The organism is Pseudomonas sp. NyZ201 (assembly GCF_049860765.1).
In the GTDB taxonomy this organism is placed as follows: domain Bacteria; phylum Pseudomonadota; class Gammaproteobacteria; order Pseudomonadales; family Pseudomonadaceae; genus Aquipseudomonas; species Aquipseudomonas bharatica.
This window is the reverse complement of record NZ_CP187557.1, coordinates 2,943,925-2,968,603: the sequence shown is the minus strand read 5'-3', so window position 1 is coordinate 2,968,603 and position 24,679 is coordinate 2,943,925. Positions and strand designations below refer to the sequence as shown.

The window sequence follows — 24,679 nt, the reverse complement described above, 5'->3', positions numbered from 1 at the left end:
CTGGGCGCGCTCGGCGTCCAGTTCTCAGATGTCGTCGTCGGGGAATTGCGCCGGGCGCTTTTCCATGAAGCTGGCGATGCCCTCCTTGTAGTCGGGCCCCTGGTTGGCGATGGGCATGTCCAGCCCGGCGCTCATCACGGCTTCGTGGCAGGTCTGGAACGGCACCTCCCAGAGTTGCTGCTTCATGATCCGCATCGAGCGCGGCGAGCAGTTCTGTGCCAGGTCGCGGGCATAGGCATAGGTCTGCTCGACCAGTTGCTCGGCGGCAATGGCGCGGTTGACCAGGCCCATGCGCTGGGCCTCGATGCCCTTGATCTTGCGTGCCGAGAGCAGCAGGTCGAGGGCGTTGGCCTGGCCGACATGGTGCTCCAGGATCCAGGCCATGCCGTATTCGGCGGTCAGCCCGCGGCGGGCGAAGGCCGTGGTGATGGTGGCGTCTTCCGCGGCGAAGCGGATGTCGCAGAACAGCGCGTGAATCAGCCCGATGCCCACGGTCGCGCCGTTGAGCATGGCGATCACCGGCTTGGGGATCGCCGGGTAGTAGGAGCAGCGGGTCTGCCAGTCGGGCCGCTTGCGCATGTCGAACGGGCGCGGCAACTTGGTCATCAGCTGGTTCGGGTCGCCGCCGAAGCTGTTGATGTCACCGCCGGCGCAGAACGCCTTGCCGGCACCGGTGAAGACGATCACCCGCACGCCCTTGTCGGCGCCGGCGGCCTGCATGGCGTGGTACACCTCGGTGGCCACCTGGTCGTTCCAGCTGTTGAGCTGGTCGGGCCGGTTGATGGTGATGGTGGCGATACGGTCTTCCACCTGGTAGAGAATGCTCTCGTAGTTCATCCCGATACCTCGCTCAGAACGACCGCGGCAGGCCGAGGATGTGCTCGGCCACGTAGGACAGGATCAGGTTGGTGGAGATCGGCGCCACCTGGTACAGGCGGGTTTCGCGGAACTTGCGCTCGACGTCGTATTCGCAGGCGAAGCCGAAGCCGCCGTGGGTCTGCAGGCAGGCATTGGCCGCCTTCCACGAGGCGGTGGCGGCCAGGTGCTTGGCCATGTTGGCCTCGGCCCCGCAGGCCTGGTGCGCGTCGAACAGCTCGCAGGCGCGATAGCGCATCAGGTCCGCGGCGCGCAGGTCGATATAGGACTCGGCGATCGGGAACTGGATGCCCTGGTTCTTGCCGATCGGCCGGTCGAACACCACGCGGTCATTGGCATAGCGCGAGGTGCGGTCGACGAACCAGTAGCCATCGCCGATGCATTCGGCGGCGATCAGGGTGCGCTCGGCGTTCAGCCCATCGAGGATGTACTTGAAGCCCTTGCCCTCCTCGCCGATCAGGTTTTCCTCGGGGATCTCCAGGTTGTCGAAGAACAGCTCGTTGGTCTCGTGGTTGACCATGTTCGGGATCGGCCGCACGTCCAGGCCCTTGCCGATGGCATCGTGCAGGTCGACCAGGAAGCACGAGAGGCCCTCGGACTTCTTCTTCACATCGGCCAGCGGCGTGGTGCGCGCCAGCAGGATCATCATGTCCGAATGCTGGACCCGCGAGATCCAGACCTTCTGGCCGTTGACCACGTAGCGGTCGCCCTTCTTCACGGCGTTGGTCTTGAGCTTGGTGGTGTCGGTGCCGGTGGTGGGCTCAGTCACCGCCATGGACTGCAGGCGCAGTTCGCCGCTGGCGATCTTCGGCAGGTACTTGCGCTTCTGCTCGGCGGAACCGTTACGCAGCAGGGTGTTCATGTTGTACATCTGCCCATGGCAGAAACCGGAGTTGCCGCCGTTGCGGTTGATCTCTTCCATGATCACCGAGGCTTCGGCCAGGCCCAGCCCGGACCCGCCATATTCCTCGGGGATCAGCGCAGCCATCCAGCCCGCCTTGGTCAGCGCATCGACGAAGGCCTCGGGGTAGACCCGCGCATGGTCGATCTTGCGCCAGTACTCATCGGGGTACTCGGCGCACAGGTCGCGCAGGGAGTCGCGCAGTTCGCGGTACGGATCATTGGCGTCATGCTTCATACGGGCTCTCTCGTCAGTCAGGCGTCGGCGTCAATCAGGCCGCCAGCGCGGGCCAGTTGGGCCAGATGGTGGTCGGCATCGCCGAACAGGATTTCGATCATCGACAGGCGGCGCATGTAGTGCCCCACCTGGCATTCCTCGGTCACGCCGATGCCGCCGTGCAGTTGCACCGCCTGCTGGGCGACGAAGCGCGCCGAGCGGTTGATCTGCACCTTGGCCGCGGCGATGGCGCGGCGCCGCTCGCGGGCGTCATCGTCACTGGCCATCATGCTGGCGTACAGGGCCATGCTGCGGGCCTGCTCGATCATCACCAGCATGTCCACGGCACGGTGCTGCAGGGCCTGGAAGGAACCGATGGCGACACCGAACTGCTTGCGCACCTTGAGGTACTCGACGGTCATGTCGCAGGCCTGCTGCATGGCCCCGACGGCCTCGGCGCAGAGGGCCGCCAGCGCCGTGTCGACGGCCTTCTCGATCAGCGGCAGCGCCTGGCCGGCGACACCGAGCAAGGCAGCGTCGTCGACCCGCACGCCGTCGAGGGTGACGTCCGCCGCGCGCAGCCGGTCCTGGGTCTGGTAGCCGCGACGGCTGACGCCGGCGGCCTGGGCATCGACGAGAAACAGGGCCAGGCCCTCGGCATCGCGACGGCCACCGGAAACCCGCGCCGAGACGATCAGCTGGTCGGCGCAGTCGCCGTGCAGCACGTAGCGCTTGGCGCCATCGAGCACCCAGTCGTCGCCGTCGCGACGGGCACAGGTGGCCACGTCGGCTAGGTCATAGCGGGCCTGGGCCTCGCTGTGGGCGAAGGCCAGCAGGCGCTCGCCGGCGATCAGCGCCGGCAGCACATCGGCGCGTTGCGCCGCGCTGGCCGCGCTGGCGAACAGCCCGCCCGCCAGGACCACCGTGGCCAGGTAGGGCTCCAGCAGCAGGCCGCGACCGGCCGCCTCCATTACCGTCAGGGTGTCGGCCGGGCCGCCGTCGAAGCCGCCATCGGCTTCGGCGAACGGCAGGCCGAGCAGCCCCAGCTCGGCGTAGTCGCGCCAGCGGTCACGGCTCCAGCCCTCGGCTTCGGCCAGGTAGCGGGTGCGCTGTTCGAAGCTGTAGCGGTCGGCCACCAGGCGATCGACCGCGTCCTTGAGCAAGCGTTGTTCTTCGTTCAGATCGAAATTCATGCTTAGAGTCCGAGCAGGGATTTGGCCAGGATGTTGTGCTGGATTTCGTTCGATCCACCGACGATGGAGACGTGACGCACCCAGTAGTAGTTGGGCGCGATGGTCCGCGCCCAGTCGTCCTCGCCCTCCACTTCACGCTCGCCGATGACGAACCCGTGGTCGTATTCCAGGGCGTTGTAGCCCGCCACTTCCATCAGCAGTTCGGTAGCGACCTGTTGCAGTTCCGAGCCCTTCATCTTCAGGATCGAGCTGCGCGGGTCCGGGGCATGGCCGTATTTCTCGCTGTCGGCGATGACGCGCATCTGGGTCATTTCCAGCGCCTTGAGCTCGACCTCCAGCGCGGCCACGCGCTCACGGAAGCGCGGCTCGTCCGCCAGCACGCCGTCGCCCACCACCACCTGGGCGGCCAGTTGCTTGGCCCGGCGCACGCGGAATTTCGACAGCCCGACCCGGGCGATACCGCCACGCTCGCTGCCGAGCAGGAACTTGGCGACATCCCAGCCACGGTTTTCCTCGCCGACCAGGTTGGCCACCGGGACCCGCACGTTATCCAGGAACATCTCGTTGGTTTCGTGGTGGCCATCGAGGGTGACGATCGGCCGGATGGAAATGCCCGGGGTCTTCATGTCCATCAGCAGGAAGCTGATGCCCTGCTGCTTCTTGGCGCTGGCATCGGTGCGCGCCAGGACGAAGCACCAGTCGGCATGGTGGGCGGTGGACGTCCACAGTTTCTGGCCGTTGAGCACATAGTGATCGCCGTCGCGCACGGCACTGGTGCGCAGCGATGCCAGGTCCGAACCCGAGCCTGGCTCGGAGAAGCCCTGGCAGAACCAGTAGTCCATGTTGGCCACCCGCGGCAGGAAGTGCTCCTTCTGCGCCTGGGTGCCGAAGGCGGTCAGCACCGGGCCGATCATGTTCATGTTGAACGAGATCGGCTCGGGCGCCGGGGCCATGTGCAGCTCTTCCTTGAAGATGTAGTGCTGGGTGGCGCTCCAGGCCTGGCCGCCCCACTCCGGCGCCCAGGCCGGGCAGGACCAGCCCTTGGCGTGCAGGATCTTCACCCAGCCGACCATCTCTTCCTTGGACAGCCGCTGGCCGAACTCGACCTTGCGCCGGATCGCAGGCGGTACCGCGTGTTTCAGGAACGCCCGGACCTCATCGCGAAAGGCCAGTTCCTCGGGGGTAAATCGCAATTCCATGGTGTTGTCCTCAGTCGATGACGCCCTGGCTGCGCAGGGCGGCAATCCGGGCGGGGTCGAACCAGGCGGCCAGGGCCGCATCGGTGTTCTGCGCGGTGATCGGTTGCGGGGCGAACGGGGTCGGCGGCACGCTGCGCGAGAAACGCGGCGCCGGCGCCGGCTGGGTGACCCCGTCAACCTCGATGAAGGTGCCGCGGGCGCGCAAGTGCGGGTGCTGCGGCGCCTCGGTGAAACTCAGCACGCCGGCGGCGCAGGCATCGCTCGATTCGAGCAGCGCCGCCCATTCGTCGCGGGTGCGGCTGCGCAAACGCTCGGCGATCCGCTCCTTGGCGCCGGCCCACGCCGAGCGGTCCATCTGCTCGCCGAGCAGCGCCGGGTCGAGGTCGATGAGCTGCAGCAGTTGCGCGTAGAACTTGCTTTCGATGGGGCCGATGCTCAGGTACTTGCCATCGCTGCATTCGTAGCAGTCATAGAACGGCGAACCGCTGTCGGTGATGTTGGTGCCCCGCCCTTCTTTCCAGATGCCCGCGGCGAGCATGCCGAAGAAGGTGGTCGCCAGGTGCGCCGAGCCGTCGACGATGGCCGCATCGACCACCTGGCCCTGCCGGGAGCCCCTGGCTTCGAGGATCCCGGCCAGCAGGCCGAGGGCCAGGTACAGCGAGCCGCCGGCGTAGTCGCCCAGCAGGTTCAGGGGGATGCTCGGCGGCTGGCCCTCGCGGCCTATGGCATCGAGGATGCCGGTCAGCGCCAGGTAATTCAGGTCATGGCCGGCGTATTGCGCCAGCGGGCCGTCCTGCCCCCAGCCGGTCATGCGCCCGTACACCAGGCGCGGGTTGCGCGCCAGGCAGTCGTCCGGGCCCAGGCCCAGGCGCTCGGTGACCCCGGGCCGGAAGCCTTCGATCAGCGCGTCGGCCTGCTCGACCAGTTGCAGCACGGTCTCGACGCCGGCCGGGTCCTTCAGGTCGACCGCGATGGCGTAGCGATTGCGCAGCAGGGTGTTGTATTGCAGCGGACGCTCGATCCCCAGCTTCACCGGCGCCTTGCGGTCGACGCGGATCACCGTCGCGCCGAGGTCGGCCAGGAGCATGGCGCACATCGGCCCGGGGCCGATCCCTGCCAGCTCGACCACCTTGATGCCGCTCAACGGGCCGGCCATTACTTGCGGCCCTCGCCGCGCATGGCCTGCCACTGCTCGTCGCTCCAGTCCTGCATGGCGCGGAAGGTCGGCCCGCCGACGCCCTGCATCCAGCGGCCGCCGTCGATGACCACCATGTCACCGGTGATGTAGCCCGAGCCGTCGCTGGCCAGGTAGCTGTACAGGTTGGCCAGTTCCTGGTGATCGCCGAAGCGGCGCAGCGGCACGCCCTTTTCCTGTGGCTCGACCTGCGAGCCCGCCGGGTACAGTTGCTCCCAGGCCCCGGGGGTGGGGAACAGGCCGGGGGCGACGCAGTTCAGGCGGATGCCCTTGGGGCCCCACTCGACCGCCAGGCTGCGGGTCATGGCCAGCACCCCGGCCTTGGCCGCGGCGCTGGGCGCGGTGAAGGCCGAGCCGGTCATGGTCGGGGTGGACACGGTGCTGATCACGTTGCCCGGACGCCCCTCGGCGATCCAGCGCTTGCCGGCGGCGATGGTGCAGTAGAAGCTGCCGTGCAGGACGATATCGAGCACCGCGTCCACCGCCCGCGGCGAGAGGGTTTCGGTGCGCGAGATGAAGTTCGCCGCGGCGTTGCACAGCAACACGTCCAGGGGACCGCTGCGCCAGATCTCTTCCATCATCGCCTCGACGGACTCGGCATCGCGCACGTCGGCCTGCACGGTGGCGACCTTCGCGCCGGGGATGGCGTCGCGGAACTCCGCGGCCGTGGCCTCGAGCACGTCCTTGCGGCGACCGGCGATGACCAGCTCGGCCCCCAGTTCCAGGTAACGCTTGCCGATACTCTTGCCAAGGCCGGTGCCGCCACCGGTGATGAGGATCTTTTTGCCTGCCAGAAGATTGCGCTCGAACATGGATTCAATTTCCGCTGAAAGTCGGTTTGCGTTTTTCCATGAAGGCCGCGACGGCCTCCTGGTGGTCCTGGGTCTGCCGGGTCAGCGGGTTGAGGTCGACCTCGCGTCGCCAGGCGGCGTCGATGCTGTTGCCGCCCTGCACCAGCGATGCCTTGAGCAGGGCCAGGGTGACCGGTGGCAGCCGCGCCAGTCGCGCGGCCCGCTCGATGGCGGCCGGCAGCGCCTGGCCCGGGGCTACCACCTGGTTGAACAGGCCGATGCGCCCGGCCTCGACGCCGTCGAACGCGGCGCCAGCGAGCATCAGTTCGCGAGCCTTGCCGGCGCCGACCTTCTGCGCCAGGGTCCACAGCAGCCCGGTGTCGGGCAGCAGGCCGACCTTGACGAAGGCGCAGGAAAGCTTCGCCGCCTCGCTGCCGACCGCCAGGTCGCAGGCCGCCGCCAGGGAAATGCCGGCACCCATGCAACTGCCCTCGACCGCCGCGACGATCGGCTTGTCGCCGGTGTACAACAGGCGGAACAGGCGGGTGCCAACGGCGATGCGCTCGCGCATGGCGAGCAGGGACGGTGACACCTCGGTCATCTCGGACAGGTCGCCACCGGCGCAGAAGTGCCCGCCGGCGCCGGTCAGCACGATGGCCCGGCTGCCGGCATCCTCGTGCAACAGGTGCTGGAAGGTGTCCAGCAGCGCCAGGCGCATCTTCATCGAGAAGGCGTTGCGGCGTTCCGGGTAGTTCAGGGTGACGATGGCCACCTCGCCCTGGCGCTCGACCTGGACGATATCGGTGTGTTCGCTCATTTCAGACTCCTCACTGACCGGTGAAGACCGGCGTACGCTTCTCCAGGAAAGCGCGGGCCGCTTCCCGGTGGTCCTTGGACTGCCGCAGCAGGGGCTGGTAATCGATTTCGGCGCGCAGCGACGCATCCATGTCGTCGGCAGCGAAGGTCAGCGCGGACTTGATCAGGGCCATGGCCAGCGGTGGCTGCCGGGCCAGCTCGCGGGCATAGGCGATGGCCGCCGGCAGGGCCTGTCCTGGCTCGACCAGGCGATTGGCCAGGCCGATGCGCAGGGCTTCGGTCGCATCGATCTCGCGCGCCAGCGACAACAGCTCGCGGGCCTTGGCCAGGCCGATCTTCTTCGGCAGGGTCCAGAGGATGCCGGTGTCGGGGATCAGCCCGATGCGCATGAAGGCTGCGCAGAAGCGCGCATCGGCGGCCGCCACCAGGTAGTCGGTGGCCACCGCCAGCGACAGCCCCGCGCCGAAGGCAACGCCCTCGACCGCGCAGACCACCGGTTTCGGCCCGCCCAGCATGTTGCGCACGACCTCGCAGGACTCGGCGAGGATCTCGCGGCTCTGCAGGACGGTGCGCTTGGTCATCTCGCTGATGTCGGCACCGGCGCTGAAATGGCTGCCGGCCCCCGTCAGCACGATCGCCCTGGACTCGGGGTCCGCGGTCATCAGTTGCTGCAGGGTGTTGCGCAGGGCCAGGCGCATCTGCCGGCCCATCGCGTTGCGCCGCAGCGGGTTGTTGATGGTCACGATGGCGACCTCGCCCTCGCGGCTGACCTGGATGCGCTCGTCGGTATGTTCAGTCACGTGGTATTCCTTCTCAGTTACCGACGAACACGGCCGGACGCTTTTCCATGAAGGCCGCGGCGGCCTCCTGGTGGTCCTGGCTGCGCCGCAGGATCGGCTGCAGGTTGACTTCGGTCTCGATGGCTTCGTCCAGCGAGGCGATGCCCCCGGCGAGCGCCGCCTTCAAATGGGCCACCGCCAGCGGCGGCATGCGGGCGTACTGGCGGGCCACGACCAGCGCCGCGGCCAGCGTCTCGCCCGGCGCCGTCAACTGGTTGGCAAAGCCCATCTGCAGGGCCTGCTCGCCGTTGAACTCGTCCGCGCCGAGCATCAGCTCGCGGGCCTTGCCACCCCCGACGCGCTGGGCCAGCGACCAGAACAGGCCGGTATCGGGCATCAGCCCGACCTTGACGAAGGCGCAGGCGTAACGGGTGTCGCTGGCGCTGACCACATAGTCGCTGGCCGCCGCCAGGGACACCCCGGCGCCCATGGCGAAACCTTCGACGGCAGCCACCACCGCCTTGGGCCCCTCGACCATGAGGCGGAAGATGTTCAGCGGCAGCAGGTTGCGCTCGCGGTATTCGAGCACGGTGCGTTCCTTCATCTCGGAGATGTCGCCACCGGCACAGAACACCTGGCCGTGGCCGGTGAGCACGATGGCCCGGCACGTGGCGTCGTGATGCATGAGGCGGTACAGGGTGTCGTACAGCGCCTGACGGATCTTCAACGAGAAGGCGTTGCGCCGTTGCGGATAACTGAGGGTGACGATCGCCACGTCGCCGTCATGCTCGACCAGGACGTCCTGCGTGGTGTTGTCCGGAGCCTGGCTCATAGCGTTTCCTCCGTGCCGAGGATCACCGTCGCCTGGCTCGACAGCACGCCGCCGTTGCCGTGGGCGATGGCCAGGCGGGCCGCGTCCACCTGCCGGGCACCGCACTGGCCCATCAGTTGCTGGGTCGCCTCGACCATGGTGAACAGGCCATACATCCCCGGATGCACGCAAGACAGCCCGCCACCATTGGTATTCACCGCCAGCCTGCCGCCGGGGGCGATACCGCCATCGGCAACGAAGCGGCCACCCTCGCCCTTGGGGCAGAAACCGAGGTCTTCGAGGAACAGGATGGTGTTGATGGTGAAGGCGTCGTAGAGCATCACCACGTCGATATCCGCCGCGCCGACACCGGCCATGGCATAGGCGCGCTGCGCCGATTCACGGGCGGCGGTGACGGTGAGGTCGTCCATCGAGGCGATTTCACGGTGCGAGGTGGCGGAGCCGGCACCCAGCAGGTAGGCCGGCCGGGCCACCAGGTCCCGGGCGCGGTCGGCGCGCATCATCACCACGGCGGCCGCGCCGTCGGTCACCAGGCAGCAATCGCGCACGGTGAGCGGGTCGGAAACCATGCGCGCGGCCAGCACGTCGTCGATGCCGAGGTCGTCGCGCATGTAGGCGTCAGGGTTGAGCTGCGCCCACTTGCGCGCGGCGACCGCGACTTCGGCGAGCTGTTCGCGGGTGGTGCCGTACTGGTGCATGTGCCGGGCCGCGGCCAGGGCATAGGACGACACCGGGTTCATTGGCCGGTAAGGCGTTTCCCAGGGCGATGGCCGGGACGACTGCACCAGCTTGCCGGAAGCGCTTTTCTGGTTGCTACCGTAGGCGATCAGGGCCACGTCGATCTGGCCGCTGGCCAGGGCCATCGCGGCGGTGTGGGCATAGATCTGGAAGGCCGAACCGCCGGTGCGGTTGTTGTCGGTGAAACGCGGGTGGATCCCCAGGTACTCGGAGAAGGTCAACCCGGAAAGCATGTCGTCCGGCACGCTGACGAACAGCCCGTCGACATCGCCGGGGGTCAGCCCGACCTGGGCCAGGGCCCGCACACTGGCGGCCGCGGCGAGGTCCATCGAGGACTGGCCAGGGGCCTCGCCCATCCCGTAGGTGGCGGCAGACACGACTGCGGTCTGTCCACGCAAGCTCTGATACATATCGACTCCTGCCTTGTTCTTGTCGGTGCAGGTTGAAGAAGCGTTCGATGGCGCAGGCCGGCTCAGGCCGGCTCGAACACGAGAACGGCGGCCGCGGGATCGTCGCGGAGGATTCTTGCCTTGACCGCCATGCCGATCCGTACCGCTTCGGCCTCGATGCCCTCGACGCGGCTCATCAGCCGCACGCCTTCCTCGAGGTCGATCAAGGCAACGTTGTAGTGGGGGGTCGGCGGGCGCTGGCGCACCACGGTGGTGGAATAGACGGTGCCGCGGCCGCTGGCCTCGACCCACTCCAGGTCGGTATTGCCGGTCACGGGTTCCGCGACACGCGGGTAGAAGACATAGCCGCCACTCTGGCGACTGCGCTGAAGCATGAAACGCCCCTCACCCAGGAAGCGCTGATAGTCGAGTTCCGGTTTCAGGCTGTGCATGGCGCCCTCCCTTGAGTGGCCGATAGCGCTTTCATTGAACGACGTTCGGAATGATAAACGCCGTTCAAAGAATGCGTCAAGCCATCGGCCGGATCGGGCCTGCATCTTTATGCATCATTCCAAACAACGTTTCCATAACTCTGTGGAAGAAGCGACCTACCTTCTATCGGTCCGCCTGTCCGGGAACGACCAGTAATCCATGGAAACCGGGCAAAGCCAAGGACGGCGAGGGGTGTACGCCGGTCGAGCATTCGCAGGGTTACTTGACACATTTCATGAACGTCGTTTACGTTTACGAACATCGTTCAGAAATAGATCATCCTGGACCATGCCCGCCCCGCCGCAGCAAGCCCATGAGGGAGTCAGCGAAACCGTGAATTACGAATTGACCGAAGAACAGCGCCAGATCCAGGACCTGATTCGCCGGGTTGCCCGCGAGAAGGTGGCCCCGCGGGCCGACGAGATCGACCGCAGCGCGGAGTACCCGCACGACATGTTCGCCCTGCTCAAGGAGCTAGGCCTGTTCGCCCTGCCCTTCCCCACCGAATACGGCGGCACCAACAGCCTGTTGTCGGCCTGCATCGCCGTCGAGGAGCTGGGTCGCGTCTGCTACAACACCGGCTACCTGCTGGTGGTGCAGTGGACGCCGTTCGGCGCGATCCTGGCCGGTGGCACCGAGGAGCAGAAGCAGCGCCTGCTGCCGGGCCTGGCCAGTGGCGACCTGCGCGGGGCGCTCTCGCTGACCGAACCGCAAAGCGGCTCGGACGTGTCGGGTATCAAGACCACCGCACGCCGGGTCGAGGGCGGCTACCAGCTCAATGGCTCGAAGATCTGGTGCACCAACTCGCACATTGCCGACTTCATCCTGGTCGCCGCGCGCACCGTCGACGAAACCGGCGCGCCGCTGGGCATCAACCTGTTCATCGTCGACCGCGCGACCCCGGGCCTGACCATCGGCGCCCACGAAAGCAAGATGGGCGCGCGCGGCGTGCCGGCCTGCCCGCTGTTCTTCGACGAGGCCTTCGTGCCCGTGGCCAACCGGGTTGGTCCGGAAGGAGGCGAAGGCTTCAAGGTGGCCATGGAAGCCCTCAACACCAGTCGCCCGTTGATCGCCGCGCGGGCCGTCGGCCTGGCCCAGGGCGCCATTGACCACTCGGTCGACTACGTCAAGGAGCGAGTCGCCTTCAAACAGAAGATCAGCGACTTCCAGGGCGTGCGCTGGATGATCGCCGACATGGTCACCCAGACCGAAGCGGCTCGCCAGCTGGTGTACCGCACCGCCTCGATGGTCGATGCCGGCATCACCGGCCGCACCCTCGCGCCGATGGCCGCCATGGCCAAGATGTTCGCCTCCGATGTCGCGATGAAGGTCGCCACCGACGCCGTGCAGCTGTTCGGCGCCGCCGGCATTTCCAACGAGTACCCGATCAATCGCTATTTCAGGGATGCCAAGGTGGTCCAGATCATCGAGGGCACCAACCAGATCCAGCGCAACATCGTTGCCGACAGCGTGCTCGGCCGCGCCAGCCGTGGCGAGGCCAAGCCCCGCTAAGGGCCTTGCGATCCACCCCCAAACCCCGCAATCAACAACAAGACAGGGAACAGATATGGAGCAGTTCGAAACCGTAGGCCTGGGCATCCATTGGGAAGACCTCCCGGTAGGGCGCCGTTTCAAAACCGTCGGGCGTACCGTGACCGAAGCCGACGTGGTCAATTTCGTCTCGGTGACCGGCATGCTGGAAGTGCTCTTCACCAACGTCGAGTTCCTCAAGGAACAGTCGGCCATCAAGGGCCGGGTCGCCCCCGGGGCCCTGGTCTTCACCTTCGCCGAGGGCCTGCTGACCCAGGCCACCATGCAGGGCGTGGGCTTCGCCTTCCTCAACATGGAACTGGACATCAAGGGGCCGGTGTTCGTCGGCGACACCCTCCACGTCGAATGCGAAGTGATCGAATGCCGCGAGAGCAAGAACCGCCCGGGCCTGGGCCTGGTGCGCACGCGCAACCGCATCTACAAGCAGGACGGTACGCTGGTGCAGGAGTACACCCCCCTGCGCCTTGTCAAGGGCAAGGACTACAGGGCTGACTGATCATGGCGCAACGGGCATTGGAGCAAGCAACCGGCCCGCTCACGGGGCTGCGGGTCATCGACCTGACCATCAACGTGCTGGGCCCCGTCGCCACCCAGATTCTTGGCGACATGGGTGCCGACGTGATCAAGGTGGAGCCGCCCAGCGGCGACCAGAACCGCCAGAACGGCCCCGGGCGCAACCCGGGGATGTCGGTCTTCTACCTCATCATGAACCGCAACAAGCGCAGCATCGTCCTGGACCTCAAGCAGCCGGACTGCATGGAAGCGCTGATGAAGCTGGTGGAAACCGCCGACGTCATCGTCCACAGCATGCGCCCCAGCGCCGCCAAGCGCCTGGGCATCTGCTACGAGAAGATCCGCGAGCGCAATCCGCGGATCATCTATGCCTTCGCCCCGGGCTACCGGGGCGACGGCCCGTACAAGGACATGCCGGCCTTCGATGACGTGATCCAGGGCGAAAGCGGCCTGGCCGCGATCAACCGCGATGCGGACGGTCGTCCGCGCTATTTCCCCACGGTGATCGTCGACAAGTTCTGCGGCTACGTTTTGGCGTCCTCGATCAGCATGGCGCTCTATCACCGCGAGCGTACCGGCGAAGGCCAGGAAGTGCTGGTGCCGATGCTCGAGACGATGCTGCAGTTCAACCTGTTCGAGCACCTCTGGGAAGGCGCCCTGGGCGAGTCCGACGGCCAAGGCCTTGGCTACACGCGGATGTTCTCTCCGCACCGCCGGCCCTACGCCACCCAGGATGGCTACATCTGCCTGCTGGCGGTCAACGACGAACAGTGGCGCCGCGTACTGACGGCCATCGGCCGCCCGGAACTGCTGGAAGACCCGCGCTTCTGCCGCATGACCGAGCGCATGCGCAACATCAACGAGCTCTACGGCATCCTCGGCGACGCCATTTCCAGGCAGCCCTCGGCCTACTGGGAAAAGACCTTCGCCGAGGCGGACGTGCCCCACGGCCAGGTTCGCGAGCTCAACGAGCTGATGCAGGACGAATACCTGCGCACGACCGGGTTCTTCCGCAAGGTGGAGCACCCCACCGAGGGCAACCTGGTGATGACCTCGATCCCGGTGCAGTTCTCCGCCTCGCCCGGCAACGTGCGCTACCTGCCGCCCAACCTCGGCGAGCACAGCCAGGAAGTGCTGGGTGCGCTGGGCTACAGCGCCGAGCAGGTCGAGCGCCTCAGTGCCACGCGCACCGGCGCCCCGCAGTCACCTCCCGTTTCCCATGCCGCTGGCAGCGAGGGCATGTCCATTGAAATCGCGGCGCAGCCGCGTTCCTAGCCGTTCATCCAGGGGTACCGAGCATGAAAGGATTGCAAGACAAAGTGGTAGTGGTCACCGGCGGCGCCGGCGGCATCGGCAGCGCCATCTGCCAGCGCTTCGCCGAAGCGGGTTCGCGGGTGGCGGTGTTCGACCTGAACGCCGAGGCCGCCAGCCGCCTGGTCGGCGAGATCGAAAGCAGCGGCGGCCGCGCGCGCGGCTACAGCGTCGACATCACCGACCATGAAGGCGTGCACGCCGCGGTGGCGCAGGTCGAAGAGGAGCTGGGGCCGATCGATGTGCTGGTCAACAACGCCGGCTGGGACACCGGTGCCTTCTTCCTGCAAACCGAAAAACCGTTCTGGGACAAGGTGGTCGCCATCAACCTCTACGGCCCGCTGAACATGCACCACGCGGTGCTGCGCCGGATGAGCGAGCGCGGCCGCGGGCGGGTGGTGAACATCGCCTCCGACGCCGGTCGCGTCGGCTCCTCGATGGAGGCCGTGTACTCCTTCTGCAAGGGCGGCCTGATCGCCTTCACCAAGACCATGGCACGGGAAATGGCCCGCCAGCAGATTCCGGTCAACGTCGTCTGCCCAGGTCCTACCGCCACCCCGCTGCTGGACAACCTGGCCCAGGGTGAAAAAGGCGAGCGGATCAAGGCTGGCCTGGTCAAGGCCGTGCCGTTCGGACGCATGGGCCAGCCCGAGGACATCGCCGGCAGCGTGCTGTTCCTCGCCAGCGACGACGCCGCGTTCATCACCGGCCAGGTGATCAGCGTTTCCGGCGGCCTGACCATGGTCGGCTGAACCCGACCTTTCCCCCTATCCAGGAGCAGCACATGGAATTTCGCGACATTCTCTACACCGAAGACAACGGCATCGCCACCATCACCATCAACCGCCCGCAGGTGTACAACGCGTTCACCGCCAACACCTGCGAGGAACTGATCCAGGCCTTCAGCCAGGCCGGCTACAACAAGGACATCGGCGTCGTGGTGCTGACCGGTGCCGGCGACAAGGCCTTCTGCACCGGCAGCGACCAGTCCGGCGGCCGCCACCAGGGCCGCGGCGTGGTCGGCCTGCCGATCGAGGAACTGCAAAGCATCATCCGCGACATTCCCAAGCCGGTGATTGCCCGGGTCAATGGCTACGCCATCGGCGGCGGCAACGTGCTGGTCACCCTGTGCGACCTGGCCATCGCCGCGGACACCGCCCAGCTCGGCCAGGTCGGGCCGAAGGTCGGCTCGGTCGACCCGGGTTTCGGCACCGCCCTGCTCGCCCGCCTTGCCGGTGACAAGCGCGCCCGCGAGATCTGGTACCTGTGCCGCCGCTACAGCGCCAAGCAGGCGCTGGACTGGGGCCTGGTCAACGCCGTGGTGCCGGCCGACCAGCTGGACGCCGAGGTCAAGCAATGGTGCGACGACATCCTGCAGATGAGCCCGACCGCCATCGCCCTGGCCAAGCGCTCGTTCAACATGGACAACGAGAACATCCGCGGCATCGGCGCCTTCGCCATGCAGGCGCTGGCCATGTACTACGACACCGACGAGTCGCGCGAGGGCGGCAATGCCTTCCGCGAGAAGCGCAAGCCGGAGTTCCGCAAGTACGTGAAGTGATCCAGGGGCGGCCGCAAGGCCGCCTTTCACCGTTCAAGCCCCCTGCCCTCGCACCACAGGAATAACAACAATGACGGCTTCTGTCAGTGCAATCCCCACCTCGCGCCCCTGGCCCCTGGTCTTCTGGGCGGTCCTGGGCAGCGCGTTCCTCGCGCTCCAGCTGAATGTCTACGCGGCCTGGATCGGCTCCGACGACTTCCAACCGAGCGAGCGCGGCAGCGACCCGATTCCCGATTACTCGCGCTGGGCGATGACGATCTACGAAGTGCTGAGCCTGGTGACCCTGGCCATCGCGCTGGTCTGGTTCGTGCGGGGCTGGCGCCGCAGCGGCCACCTCGACAGCACCCGGCTGATGATGATCGGCTGGCTCTCGGCCTACTGGCTGGACCCGTTCCTGAACTTCCTGCGGCCGATGTTCACCTACAACGCCTACGCCTTCAATTACGGCTGCTGGTGCGAATTCATCCCCGGCTGGCAGACGCCCAACGGCTCGCGCATCGCCGAACCGCTGTTGATCGATGGTCCGGCGTACTTCTATTCCTTCGCCGGCACCGCGCTCATCGGCCTGGCCTTCATGCGCAAGGCGCAGGCGCGCTTCCCGCGGCTGGGCATCGCCGGGCTGACCCTGGCCGGATTCAGCGGGGTGTGGCTGTCCATGGGCCTGCTGGACATCGTCGCCACCCACTACCTGCACTTCGACGCCTGGCCGGGGGCCTTCCACGCCTGGTCGTTCTGGGGGGGTGATTTCTACCAGTTCCCCATCTACGAATTCATTCTCTTCCCGTCTACCTTCATCGCCTGCGCCTTTCTCCTGATGCATGCCGACGCCCGCGGCTACACCGCGATCGAGCGCGGCATCGAGCATTTCGCCTCCTCGCCGCGACTGGCCACGGTCATGCGTGTCCTGGCGTTCATCGCCTTCTGCAATGTGCTGAATCTCGCCTACACCACGGCCATGGGCGTCCATGCGCTGTATGTCGATCCCTGGCCGGGCAACATGCCCAGCTGGTTGAGCAACGAGCAGGTGCCGATCGGCGCACACTGATCCACGAGCATGCTTGGTCACCTTTCGGGGTGATGCGTTTGCCGCCTGGTACCAGCCAGGCGGCTTTTTTTTGCCCGTCAGTGTGTGGCGCGAGCACCCGCCTCGATCAGCGCATGACCCGCCATAGGGCCGATTTCACTGACACCACCATCCACCGGCAGATGCACTCCGGTCACGAAGCGCGCCTCGTCACTGGCCAGGAAACGCACCGCGAGGGCGATATCCCAGGCATCACCTTCCAGCCCCAGCGGGCCGACATTGCGCCGCTTGGCCCTCATCTCCTCCGGCAGCAGCGATTGCGCCAGGGGCGTCAGCACATGCCCGGGGGCGACCGTGTTGGCGCGGATGCCCTGGCGTCCGTAGAGCACCGTCAATTCCCGGGCCAGCGCAGCCATCGCCGCCTTCGACGGACCATAGGCCAGGCTGCCGTGGGCACGGATGCCGGCGATGGAGGAGATATTGACGATCGACCCTCCGCCATTGCGGATCATGGCCGCCACCGCGTAGCGACTCATGAGCATGGCGCTGGTCAGGTTCAGGTCGAGCACCCGCGACCAGGCAGACTCGTCCTCGGCGTCCAGCGCCACCGGCGTTGCCACGCCGACGTTGTTGACCAGGATATCGAGGCGACCATAGCGGCCCAGGGTTTCTTCGACGAAACGCGAGCAATCGGCCCGGGCCGTGACATCACCGGCCGCGACGAAGGCTTCCCCGCCCATGTCCCGGATGGTCGCGCAGGTCTGCTCGGCGCGCTCGGCATCGCGGTCGACCAGGCAGACCCTGGCACCCTCGCCGGCAAGCACGATGGCGATCGCCTTGCCGATGCCGATGCCGTCACCGTCGGTGCCGGCGCCCGTGACGAGGGCGACCTTGCCGGCCAGGGTGGCGTTGTACTGTGTGGGTTGTGGCATTGCTTCGCTTCTCCGGATTTGGGAAAGATCGACGGACAGCACAAACCCCGGCCACTTCGATGAAGAGGCCGGGGTCGCTGTCCTGCGCGTGCATCGATGTGCCGCGTCAGTGGATGGAACGCACCAGCGTGGCGCTACGGCCGTCCCGGGAGTTGACGATCACCTGCTCGCCGGCCTGGAAGGTCGCCGGGATCTGCGCGCCTTCGCGCTTCTTGCCATCGGTGCCACGGACGTAGGTACCGGCATCGACGACAAAGGATTCCTGCGCCCCGGTGCGGTCATTGCGCAGGGTGACCTGGTTTTCATCGATGCTGACCAACTGGCCGATCGACGGGACCTTGCCCGATGCCTCGGTGACCCGGATATCCATCGACAGGCGGAAGCGATCCCGGGACAGGTTGGTCAGGCCGCTGTGCGGCAGGTTGAGGTCGAACAGGACGATGTCGCCCGGCGCGAAATCGGCGCGCTTCCAGCCGTCCAGCGACACCACTTCCGGCGGGATCGGGAACAGCGGCGGCTTGCTCAGGTCATGCAGGATCGGCCCGCGGTGCGCGCCTTCGATCCAGGCGCAGCCACCGGTCTGCTCGTCGATATGGTCCAGTGGCACCCAGCAGATCTTCATCGGCATGTCGCGGCTGTAGAAGCCGTCCTGGTGCGGATAGATGAAGCGGCTCGCGGCCGGGTCGTCGACCGGCGGGTTGGCCCGGTACTCGGCAATCGGCAGCCAGAAGGGATCGTCGCCGAGAATGGCTTTCAAGGTGGCGACGATGCGTGGGTTTTCGGTGAGCATGGTGTGGATGTTGCGCGTGTTGAATTCACCCACGCGGGACAGCTCGGCCGGGGTCACGGTCTTGTCGGCGAAACCGGAGCCGTTGTAGCGGTTTTCGGTGACGCCGGGGTCGATCAGGCCGTTGCGCTGCAGGTAGTCGATCCATAGCCCGCGCATCTCGGTGATGACATCCTGGTCGAGCACGCCCTTGAAGTACCAGTAGCCGTCCCGCTCCCAGGCCTGGTCGAGGGCCTGGCGGTCGCCAAGCAGGTGATTGGCGGTTTTCAACTGGCCCATGCGCGGCTGGTCGGGCGATACAGGCTGTGCGTTGTTATTGTTCATACACCCTCTCTATCGGTTCTTGTCGTGGTGCAACTGACCACGGTTTTCCGGATTCATGCTGACACCGGTGCGCAGGCCCACACAGGGGCCTGCGCGACATAAACGGGGGGTGGATTCAACACCCGGCGATGGCGCGCAAGCGTTGCTCGATCACCGCATGAGCGTCGCTCATGATCGTCTGCACCAGGTCGCGGCAGTCGGGAACATCGTGGATCAGCCCGATGCCGACGCCTGCCGCATAGGCACCATCGTCCGGATCGCCCCGCTCGGCGGCATTGACCCAGCGCTGGCTGCTGGCCATGGACAGGACTTCGTCGTGGAACGCCGGCCCCAGGCGCTCCAGTTCGAGGATGTGATCGGTAAAGGCATTCTTCAGGACCCGGGTCGAGTCGCCGAGGGAGCGGCAGATCAGCGTCGTATCGCGCTCGGAGGCTTCCAGGTAGCGGCGCTTGACCGCCTCGGCCATCGGCGATTCCTTGACCATCAGGAACCGCGTGCCCATCGATATGCCCTCGGCACCGAGGGCAAGCGCGGCCACCAGTCCGCGGCCATTGGCGAAGCCGCCGTTGGCCACCACCGGGATCTTCAAGCGCTCGACCGCCGCAGGAATCAGGACCATGTTCGGTACCTGGTCTTCCCCCGGGTGGCCGGCGGCCTCGAAGCCGGTCAGGCTGACCGCGTCGGCCCCCAGTTGCTCGGCCTTCAGGGCGAAACGGACCGAGGTGCACTTGTGCAGCACCTTGATCCCGGCGTCCTTGAAGGCGGCGATGAAGGTGGCCGGGTTGCCCCCGGCGGTCTCGACGCAGGACACGCCGGCATCGAGAATCACCCGCGCGCTGTCTTCCGGCTTGACGCTCAGCTTGGGCAGGATGGTGAGGTTGACGCCGAACGGCTTGTCGGTCAGCGCGCGGACTTTCTCGATCTCCGCGCGCAGGGCGGCGGGCGAGGCGAAACTGTGCGCCGACAGGAACCCGAGCCCACCGGCATCGGACACCGCCGCCACCAGCTCGGCCCGCGAGACGTGGCGCATGCCGCCCTGGATCAATGGGTACTGGATACCGAAGAGCTCGGTGATTCTGGTCTTGAACATGACGGGTCCGCGTTGGTTGGATTGGCGAGCGGCATGCAACGTCGAGGCGGTTTTGCCTGGCAGGACTGCATACCTATATGTGAACGATATTCAAAATATAGCCATAGTGTTGGCAGGTCAATCCGAGGGGTGAAAGCCCCAGCGCGGCGACGCAGGGCAGACTTGATCACCAGCCAGCCCTGGACTATGTTGAAACCCCATTCATATAGCAGAACAAGCCAGACGAACCCAGGGCATACCGGCTGTTCTCCCGAGCCGGCTCGCGTGGGACCTTCCGGCCAAGGAGAGAGAAAGATGGCGGGCTTCGCGGTCATCGGCCTGGCCGATGCCTATATCTCCAGCCTGGGGATATTCCTCGACACCTTCGAACTCATCCGCCGCCAGGTCACCCAGCTGTATCGGACCCGTGAGCCCGTGGCGATGCAGAGCCAGGTACACCTGCTCAGCCCCGCCGGGCGGACGGTGCGCATGGCCGGGGGGCGCTCGCTAAAGGCCGATGGCGGCCTGGACAACCCAGTGCAGTACGACCTGGTCTACCTGCCCGGCTTCCTGGTCGGCGATGCCGCCGCGCTGGACGCCAGGCTCGCCGGCGAGGCCGCGCTATGCCGCTGGCTGGTCCGCCAGCATGCCGGCGGGGCACGTATCGCCGCCAGCGGGGCCGCGGTGTTCCTGCTCGCCGAGGCCGGGTTGCTGGAGGATGGCAGCGTGGCCGTCGGCAAGGCCCTGGTGCCCTGGTTTCGCCGACGCTACCCGCGGATCACGGTCGATCGCCGGGCCGCCGTGGTCGAGCACCAGCGCGTGGTCAGCGCCGTCGGCCTGGCCGCCGACGCGCAGTTGCTGGCACGCCTGACGGAGTTGGTCACCACGCCGGAACTGGGCGGCTGGCTACGCGATGTCACCAGCCTCGACCCGGCCGCGGACGAGCGCCTGGCAGACGACCCGCTGACCGCCAACGCCCAGCGCTGGCTGGAGGAGCGCTTTGCCCAGGACGTGCGCATCAGCGACCTGGCGAGCGCCATGTCGGTCAGCCAGCAGACCTTGCTGCGCCACTTCCAGCGCCACCTCAAGCAAACCCCCCAGGAGTACGTGCGCCACACGCGGATACGCTCGGCGCAGGAGATGCTGCTGCGCACCAGCCGCAACATTGGCCAGATCGCCACATTGGTTGGCTACAACGACATTCCGAGCTTTCGCAAGGTCTTCCGCGAGCTGACCGGGAGCAGCCCGAGCCAGTACCGCGCCCGCGCCGGCGGCCCCCCGGAATCGCCTCCGACACGCGCTTGACCAAAGGCGCGCAGCGTTTATATTATCGACCGTCGTTCACAAAAATGCATGGAGATAATATGAACAAGCACCTCCGCAGCTCGGAATACCTGCTGTTCAGCGTCGAGAACCGCATCGCCCGGATCACCCTGAACCGCCCCGACAAACGCAACGCCCTGCACCCTGCCCTGCTCGCCGAGTTGCGTGACGCGCTGCTGGAGGCCGATGACCGCAACGACGTCAACGTGGTCATCCTCGAAGGCGCCGGCAAGGACTTCTGCGCCGGCTACGACCTGGCAGGCGCCTACGCCGGCTTCAAGGACGGCACCCCGCCGTGGGACGAAACCCGTTATCGCACCATCAACAAGACCGTCGACGATGACTGCTGGAACATGGAGCAAACCCAGAAGCTGAACATGGTGCTGTTCGACATGCACAAGCCGGTGATCGCCAGGGTCCAGGGCAACTGCCTGGCCGGCGGCACCGACCTGGCGCTGATGTGCGACTTCGTCATCTGCGCCGAAAACGCCAAGATCGGCTTCCCCGCCGCCCGCGCCAATGGCACGCCGCCGATCCAGATGTGGGTCTACCACGTCGGCCCGCAGTGGGCCAAGCGCATGATGATGACCGGCGACAATCTCTGGGGCCGCGAAGCCGCGCGCATCGGCCTGGTACTCGATGCGGTGCCGGTGGAACAACTGGATGACGCGGTCAACGAACTGGCACGCCGGATCAGCTTCGTCGACGCCGAGCTGCTGTCCTCGCACAAGCGCATCATCAATGCCGCGCTGGAACTGCAGGGCGCCCGCACCCTGCAACGCTTCGCCGTCGAAATGGACGCCCGCGCGCACCTCAGCCAGGGGCCGCGCCGCACCCAGTTCAAGGCCGACATGGCCGAGTACGGCCTCAAGGACGCCCTGAAGAAACGCGACGAACCGTACGGCGACAACATGGTCAAGGCCCATTGGCTCAACGGCGAGCAAGGAGCGTAATGATGAGCGAGAACTTCCTGGTCGACGAACCGCTCGAAGGCGTCAAGCGCATCACCATCAACCGCCCCGAGTCCACCAACACCTTCCAGTTCGAGATGTACACGGAGCTGGCCGAGCTGTTCAAGCAGATCAAGTACGACCCGCGCACCCGGGTGGTGATCCTGACCGCGGCCGGCAACCGGCATTTCTGCACCGGCCACGACCTGAAGAACCCGGGCACCGCCGACTGGGTCCCGGACGGCGTCGGCAAGCCGTTCTTCTCGCGCTACACCATCGACGTCATCGCCTCGCTGCCGGTGCTGATGCGCAACCTGCCGCAGCCGGTGATCTGCGCGGTCAACGGCACCGTGGCCGGCATGGCGCTGGCCTTCCCGCTGGCGGCGGACATCACCCTCGCGGCGAAATCGGCGAAGTTCGTCAACGCCATCCATAACGCCGGCTCCGGCGCCGAGCTGGGCATCAGCTACCTGCTGCCGCGCGCCGTGGGCGCCCAGCGTGCCGCCGAGTTCCTCTACACCTCGCGCCCGGTCCTGGCCGACGAAGCCGAGCGCATCGGCCTGGTGCTCAAGGCCGTGCCGGACGAGGAACTGCAGGACGCCTGCCTGGAGATCGCCAAAAACATCGTCGCCAACGTGCCGATGGGCATCTGGGTCACCAAGCAATCGCTGTGGCAGAACATGAATGCCGGCAGCCTCGAACAGGCCATCGAGCTGGAAAGCCGCGGCGTGTATGTCGCCCAGTCCACCGAGGACAAGGTCGAGAAGCAGAAGGCGTTCTTCGAGAAACGCGCGCCGCAGTTCAGCTTCAAGTAATCCGCCAGCGCCAGGGCCGTCCTGACGGCCCTTTTTCCAGCAGCCAGTGGCGGCCCGTGCCGCCACCGAGGAGATAACCCGTGAATTTCCAGACCATTCGCTACGAGGTCAGCGACCGCATCGCGACGGTGACCCTCAACCGTCCTGAAGTCTTCAACGCCATGAACCCGCTGATGATGAACGAGCTCATCGCGGTCTTCGACGAAACCGACCGCGACGACGCGGTCCGCGCCGTGGTGATCACCGGCGAGGGCAAGGGCTTCTGCGGCGGCGCCGACCTGTCCAAGGGTGCCGACATCTTCGACAAGGACAAGAACGGCAGCGCCGAGAAGGAAAGCCCGTTCCGCGCCGACGGCAGTTTCGACTACAGCAAGGAATCGGCCCGCGACGGTGGTGGCAAGCTCGCCCTGCGCATTTTCAACAGCCTCAAGCCGGTGATCGGCGCGATCAATGGCGCCGGCGTCGGCATCGGCGCCTCGATGCTGCTGCCGATGGATATCCGCATCGCCAGTGAAAAGGCCCGCCTGGGCTTCGTCTACGCGCGCCGCGGCATCGTCTACGAGTGCTGCTCGTCCTGGTTCCTGCCGCGCATCGTCGGTATCACCAAGGCCCTGGAGTGGAGCTTCAGTGGCCGCGTCATGCCGGCCGAGGAGCTCAAGGCCGGCGGCCTGGTCAGCGAAGTGGTGGCCCACGAGCAACTGCTGCCGCGTGCCTACGAGATCGCCCGGGAAATCGCCGACAACACGGCGCCGGTCTCGGTCGCGCTGATGCGCCAGATGGCCTGGCGCAGCCTGGGCATGTCGCACCCGATGGAAGCGCACCGCATCGAAAGCCGCGGCATCTGCACCCGGGGCCGCAGCCTCGATGCCAAGGAAGGCGTGCAGTCCTTCGTCGAAAAGCGCCTGCCGGACTTCGCCTGCAGTGTCTCGCAGGACATGCCCGACTACTTCCCGTGGTGGGAAGAGCCTGCGTATTCCTAACCCAAACGAACGGGAACCGCAGCCTTCCCGGCGCTTCAGGACCAGACCATGAAAACAACAATCACAGAACTGTTTGGCATCGACTACCCGATCCTCAATGCGGGCATGGGGCGGGTCGCCTTCCCCAACATGGTGGCCGCCGTGTCCAACGCCGGCGGCCTGGGCGTCTACGGGGCGGGCTCCAATCCCCCCGAGGTCACCCGCGCGGCGATCCGCGAGATCCGTTCGCTGACCGACAAGCCGTTCGGCGCCAATGCCCCGCTGGCCTTGCCCAACGGCATGGCCAACGCCAAGGTGCTGCTGGAAGAGAAGGTCCCGGTGATCAACTACTCCATGGGCAAGGGCGACTGGATCGTCAAGGCCGCCCACGCCTACGGTGGCAAGGTGATCGCGTCGGTCAGCGACCTGCGCCTGGCCCAGCGGGCCGAAGCGCATGGCTGTGACGCAGTGATCGCCGCCGGGTTCGAAGCCGCCGGCCACGCCGGGGAAATCGGCACCTTCGTGCTGGTCCCGCGCCTGGCCGAACTGCTGAAGATCCCGGTGATCGCCGCCGGTGGCGTGGCCAACGGTGCCGGGCTGGTCGCCGCGCTCGCCCTGGGCGCCGGCGGGGTCTCGATGGGTACCCGCTTCTGGACCACCCAGGAAGGCCCGATGCACGCCAACTTCAAGAACAAGGCCTTGGAACTCGACGTCCACGACACCGTGTTCTCCGACCGTTTCGACGGCATCCCCTGCCGGCAGATGAAGACCGCCGCTGCCGAGCGCATGGTCAACGCCAAGTTGCTCAACGTCTGGGAGATCTTCCTCAACTCCTTCACCATCGCCAGGGAGCTGAACATTCCCTGGTTCAAGCTGGCCAAGTCGACGCTGTCGCTGGGGCCGCGCCAGGTCGAATCGATGATGCGCATGTCGCAGATGCTCAAGATGCATGGGCTGACCATGTCGACCGGCGACCTGGACAAGGGCATGACCGCCTCCGGGCAGTCGGTGGGCCTGGTGCACGACCTGCCGACCATCGCGGTGCTGATGAAGGCCATCGTCGACGAGGCCGAAGCCGTGCAACGACGCCTGGCAAGCCAGGTGCCCACGCAGGAAGCCTGGAAGGACAAGGTCGGCTAGCCG

At 66.5% G+C, this 24,679-nt stretch carries 25 protein-coding genes; 11 read left to right on the top strand and 14 right to left on the bottom strand.

Annotated features, from left to right (window positions below):
- Positions 1-24 precede the first annotated feature (24 nt).
- The 11 genes from ACPFMA_RS13245 to ACPFMA_RS13195 all read right to left on the bottom strand — a co-directional run bounded on the left by ACPFMA_RS13245 (position 25) and on the right by ACPFMA_RS13195 (position 10,377).
- Complete coding sequence (locus ACPFMA_RS13245; RefSeq protein WP_064301365.1) at positions 25-837, bottom strand: enoyl-CoA hydratase; 813 nt, start codon at positions 835-837, stop codon at positions 25-27.
- A 13-nt stretch (positions 838-850) separates the two neighbouring features.
- Positions 851-2,014, bottom strand: coding sequence for an acyl-CoA dehydrogenase family protein (locus tag ACPFMA_RS13240; RefSeq protein WP_425930462.1), 1,164 nt, complete (start codon positions 2,012-2,014; stop codon positions 851-853).
- A 17-nt stretch (positions 2,015-2,031) separates the two neighbouring features.
- Positions 2,032-3,186, bottom strand: a complete 1,155-nt coding sequence (locus ACPFMA_RS13235) for an acyl-CoA dehydrogenase family protein (RefSeq protein ID WP_425930461.1) — start codon at positions 3,184-3,186, stop codon at positions 2,032-2,034.
- Between the two features lie 2 nt (positions 3,187-3,188).
- Entirely contained in the window at positions 3,189-4,385 is a 1,197-nt protein-coding gene (locus ACPFMA_RS13230; protein WP_064301368.1) for an acyl-CoA dehydrogenase family protein, read from the bottom strand.
- A 10-nt stretch (positions 4,386-4,395) separates the two neighbouring features.
- Positions 4,396-5,541 (bottom strand): CaiB/BaiF CoA transferase family protein, encoded by a 1,146-nt coding sequence (locus tag ACPFMA_RS13225; protein WP_425930460.1) that lies wholly within the window; start codon positions 5,539-5,541, stop codon positions 4,396-4,398.
- Complete coding sequence (locus ACPFMA_RS13220; protein ID WP_425930459.1) at positions 5,541-6,392, bottom strand: SDR family oxidoreductase; 852 nt, start codon at positions 6,390-6,392, stop codon at positions 5,541-5,543. Before ACPFMA_RS13220 ends, ACPFMA_RS13225 begins: the two co-directional genes overlap by 1 nt.
- Positions 6,393-6,396: 4 nt before the next feature.
- Entirely contained in the window at positions 6,397-7,188 is a 792-nt protein-coding gene (locus ACPFMA_RS13215) for an enoyl-CoA hydratase/isomerase family protein (RefSeq protein ID WP_425930458.1), read from the bottom strand.
- Between the two features lie 10 nt (positions 7,189-7,198).
- Positions 7,199-7,987 carry an enoyl-CoA hydratase/isomerase family protein gene (locus ACPFMA_RS13210; protein WP_425930457.1) on the bottom strand — a complete coding sequence of 263 codons (789 nt, stop codon included), beginning with the start codon at positions 7,985-7,987 and terminating at the stop codon, positions 7,199-7,201.
- Positions 7,988-8,000: 13 nt separating this feature from the next.
- Positions 8,001-8,798 (bottom strand): enoyl-CoA hydratase/isomerase family protein, encoded by a 798-nt coding sequence (locus tag ACPFMA_RS13205; protein ID WP_064301372.1) that lies wholly within the window; start codon positions 8,796-8,798, stop codon positions 8,001-8,003.
- The gene (locus ACPFMA_RS13200) at positions 8,795-9,946 is read right to left on the bottom strand and encodes a thiolase (RefSeq protein ID WP_425930456.1); all 1,152 of its coding nucleotides are present in this window, start codon (positions 9,944-9,946) and stop codon (positions 8,795-8,797) included. The genes ACPFMA_RS13205 and ACPFMA_RS13200 overlap by 4 nt, the downstream gene beginning before the upstream one ends.
- A 62-nt stretch (positions 9,947-10,008) precedes the next feature.
- On the bottom strand, positions 10,009-10,377 hold the full coding sequence (locus ACPFMA_RS13195) for a Zn-ribbon domain-containing OB-fold protein (RefSeq protein ID WP_425930455.1): 369 nt from the start codon (positions 10,375-10,377) through the stop codon (positions 10,009-10,011).
- 373 nt (positions 10,378-10,750) lie between these two features.
- Between ACPFMA_RS13195 and ACPFMA_RS13190 the strand changes: the two genes are divergently transcribed.
- From ACPFMA_RS13190 to ACPFMA_RS13165, 6 genes are all read left to right on the top strand, one after another.
- Positions 10,751-11,929, top strand: a complete 1,179-nt coding sequence (locus ACPFMA_RS13190; RefSeq protein ID WP_425930454.1) for an acyl-CoA dehydrogenase family protein — start codon at positions 10,751-10,753, stop codon at positions 11,927-11,929.
- A 55-nt stretch (positions 11,930-11,984) separates the two neighbouring features.
- Complete coding sequence (locus tag ACPFMA_RS13185; RefSeq protein ID WP_425930453.1) at positions 11,985-12,464, top strand: MaoC family dehydratase; 480 nt, start codon at positions 11,985-11,987, stop codon at positions 12,462-12,464.
- Positions 12,465-12,481: 17 nt separating this feature from the next.
- The gene (locus tag ACPFMA_RS13180; RefSeq protein WP_425930452.1) at positions 12,482-13,756 is read left to right on the top strand and encodes a CaiB/BaiF CoA transferase family protein; all 1,275 of its coding nucleotides are present in this window, start codon (positions 12,482-12,484) and stop codon (positions 13,754-13,756) included.
- A gap of 23 nt (positions 13,757-13,779) precedes the next feature.
- Complete coding sequence (locus ACPFMA_RS13175) at positions 13,780-14,544, top strand: glucose 1-dehydrogenase (RefSeq protein ID WP_425930451.1); 765 nt, start codon at positions 13,780-13,782, stop codon at positions 14,542-14,544.
- A gap of 32 nt (positions 14,545-14,576) precedes the next feature.
- Positions 14,577-15,353 (top strand): enoyl-CoA hydratase-related protein, encoded by a 777-nt coding sequence (locus tag ACPFMA_RS13170; protein ID WP_064301378.1) that lies wholly within the window; start codon positions 14,577-14,579, stop codon positions 15,351-15,353.
- 70 nt (positions 15,354-15,423) lie between these two features.
- On the top strand, positions 15,424-16,398 hold the full coding sequence (locus ACPFMA_RS13165) for a spirocyclase AveC family protein (RefSeq protein WP_425930450.1): 975 nt from the start codon (positions 15,424-15,426) through the stop codon (positions 16,396-16,398).
- A gap of 77 nt (positions 16,399-16,475) precedes the next feature.
- Here ACPFMA_RS13165 and ACPFMA_RS13160 read toward each other — a convergent pair whose 3' ends face one another.
- The 3 genes from ACPFMA_RS13160 to ACPFMA_RS13150 form a co-directional block, all read right to left on the bottom strand.
- On the bottom strand, positions 16,476-17,309 hold the full coding sequence (locus ACPFMA_RS13160; RefSeq protein ID WP_064301380.1) for an SDR family NAD(P)-dependent oxidoreductase: 834 nt from the start codon (positions 17,307-17,309) through the stop codon (positions 16,476-16,478).
- Between the two features lie 106 nt (positions 17,310-17,415).
- Positions 17,416-18,420, bottom strand: a complete 1,005-nt coding sequence (locus tag ACPFMA_RS13155; protein WP_064301381.1) for a phytanoyl-CoA dioxygenase family protein — start codon at positions 18,418-18,420, stop codon at positions 17,416-17,418.
- Positions 18,421-18,535: 115 nt separating this feature from the next.
- Positions 18,536-19,510: an NAD(P)H-dependent flavin oxidoreductase gene (locus tag ACPFMA_RS13150; protein WP_425930449.1), complete on the bottom strand. Its 975-nt coding sequence runs from the start codon at positions 19,508-19,510 to the stop codon at positions 18,536-18,538.
- A 294-nt stretch (positions 19,511-19,804) separates the two neighbouring features.
- On the opposite strand from ACPFMA_RS13150, the gene ACPFMA_RS13145 reads away from it, so the two are divergent.
- From ACPFMA_RS13145 to ACPFMA_RS13125, 5 genes are all read left to right on the top strand, one after another.
- Positions 19,805-20,794 carry a GlxA family transcriptional regulator gene (locus ACPFMA_RS13145; RefSeq protein ID WP_167654018.1) on the top strand — a complete coding sequence of 330 codons (990 nt, stop codon included), beginning with the start codon at positions 19,805-19,807 and terminating at the stop codon, positions 20,792-20,794.
- Between the two features lie 59 nt (positions 20,795-20,853).
- Positions 20,854-21,765, top strand: a complete 912-nt coding sequence (locus ACPFMA_RS13140; RefSeq protein WP_064301383.1) for a crotonase/enoyl-CoA hydratase family protein — start codon at positions 20,854-20,856, stop codon at positions 21,763-21,765.
- 2 nt (positions 21,766-21,767) lie between these two features.
- On the top strand, positions 21,768-22,577 hold the full coding sequence (locus ACPFMA_RS13135) for an enoyl-CoA hydratase-related protein (RefSeq protein WP_064301384.1): 810 nt from the start codon (positions 21,768-21,770) through the stop codon (positions 22,575-22,577).
- A gap of 80 nt (positions 22,578-22,657) precedes the next feature.
- Positions 22,658-23,557: a crotonase/enoyl-CoA hydratase family protein gene (locus tag ACPFMA_RS13130; RefSeq protein WP_425930448.1), complete on the top strand. Its 900-nt coding sequence runs from the start codon at positions 22,658-22,660 to the stop codon at positions 23,555-23,557.
- Positions 23,558-23,605: 48 nt separating this feature from the next.
- Entirely contained in the window at positions 23,606-24,676 is a 1,071-nt protein-coding gene (locus ACPFMA_RS13125) for an NAD(P)H-dependent flavin oxidoreductase (RefSeq protein ID WP_425930447.1), read from the top strand.
- The last annotated feature ends 3 nt before the right edge of the window (positions 24,677-24,679 follow it).